This is a genomic window from Candidatus Accumulibacter aalborgensis, assembly GCF_900089955.1.
GTDB lineage: Bacteria > Pseudomonadota > Gammaproteobacteria > Burkholderiales > Rhodocyclaceae > Accumulibacter > Accumulibacter aalborgensis.
Genome location: NZ_FLQX01000033.1, coordinates 1 through 1,360 on the forward strand (window position 1 = coordinate 1; position 1,360 = coordinate 1,360).

Below are 1,360 nucleotides of genomic sequence, written 5' to 3' on the forward strand. Positions count from 1 at the left end.
ACAGACGCATGCCCAAAGGATAGCGCTCGCGGCCGACGGAGTCAAGTATGTCGGAGGCTCAGGGCCTGATCGGCCCGGAGAACGGTGTACGCGCTCTGGCTGCGCGCCAGATCGGCCTGCGCCTGCGCCGCCTTGAAGCCGGTTGTCCTTGGCCTCGAGCGCCGCCTGGCTGACAAAATGTTTTTCGCGCAGACTTCTGAAACGCTGCAGATCGGCGTCGGCAAGTTCCAGTTGGGCCGCGGCCGACGCCAGCGACAGCGCCGTATCGGTACGGAAGCAGGGGGGGGTGTTGCTCCTCACTGACAGCTCGCAGTACTTCACTGCCTTGTTGATCAGGGCGGTTTTTTTCGGTCGCATGTTGCGGTTCTCTCTTGATGCTCTGGGGAACATCGCTACGGCTTTTGGACGGCGCCGGCATGTGGACTTGGCGGTGGCCTAACCAGGGTTGACCGCAATTGAGCCAAGCGCACATACTTCTGGCGTTGTCGGCGGATTTCCTTCACTTGCTTGCTTCGGTACACCCCTACCATCCACTAAACCTGCGCCGACTTTGCCCAGGAAGGCCAACGATGATCGACATGGAGACCATACGTGCAGCCGCTGCCAGACTGGTCGCTGCCGCTACCTCACCCGCCCGCGTCATCCTGTTCGGGTCCTACGCGCGCGGCACGGCCGATGAAGGTTCGGACCTTGACCTGATGGTCATCGAACGGGAGGTGCCGGACAGGGCGGCGGAATACATGCGCCTGATGGATGCTGTCGGCCGGGTTGCTCCAGGGGTTGGTCTGGACTTGCTGATTTACCCGCTGAGTGAATACGAGCGGCGTGGCCAGGTTCCCGGCACGGTGTTGTTCGAGGCACGCATCGAAGGTGAGGTGCTGCATGATGCCCTCCATTGAGGAAGCCCTCCGGCTGCTGCGCCTTGCCCAGCGTGACCTGCAGACCTACCGTATCCTCGCCGGCCATCCGGACGCCTCTCTGGCCGCCACCTGTTTCCATGCCCAGCAGAGCGTGGAAAAGGCGCTGAAGGCTGTCCTGACTGCGCATAGCGCGACCTTTCCGCGCACTCACGACCTGGAAGAACTCGGCTTGCTCGTGGCCGAGAGCGGTATCGGCCTGCCCGCTCTCGCGAGGGATTTGCGACGGCTCACTCCTTTCGCGGTGGACTTTCGCTATAACGAAGAAACCATCGCGCTGCTCACCACCGAAGCGGCTGGCCTTCTCGCGGAATCCGTATTCCAGTGGGCGAAAGCGTTGATCGAGGCGACCAGACAATGAGCGACATTGCTGCCCGGTTGAGGAGAAATTAAGGAGTTGGCTGGAAGCCTATCGTATCGCTCCGGGCGATCTCGCCGCGCCA

The 1,360-nt window shown here is 62.1% G+C and carries 3 protein-coding genes; all 3 read left to right on the forward strand.

Annotated elements, in window-relative coordinates; all coding sequences use genetic code 11:
- Positions 1-84 precede the first annotated feature (84 nt).
- The 3 genes from ACCAA_RS02980 to ACCAA_RS02990 all read left to right on the forward strand — a co-directional run bounded on the left by ACCAA_RS02980 (position 85) and on the right by ACCAA_RS02990 (position 1,278).
- Positions 85-303: a hypothetical protein gene (locus tag ACCAA_RS02980; RefSeq protein WP_186405766.1), complete on the forward strand. Its 219-nt coding sequence runs from the start codon at positions 85-87 to the stop codon at positions 301-303.
- Between the two features lie 266 nt (positions 304-569).
- Positions 570-899 (forward strand): nucleotidyltransferase domain-containing protein, encoded by a 330-nt coding sequence (locus ACCAA_RS02985; RefSeq protein ID WP_186405767.1) that lies wholly within the window; start codon positions 570-572, stop codon positions 897-899.
- A complete protein-coding gene (locus ACCAA_RS02990; RefSeq protein ID WP_186405768.1) occupies positions 883-1,278 on the forward strand; it encodes a HEPN domain-containing protein in 396 nt (131 codons plus the stop codon). The genes ACCAA_RS02985 and ACCAA_RS02990 overlap by 17 nt, the downstream gene beginning before the upstream one ends.
- Positions 1,279-1,360 lie beyond the last annotated feature (82 nt).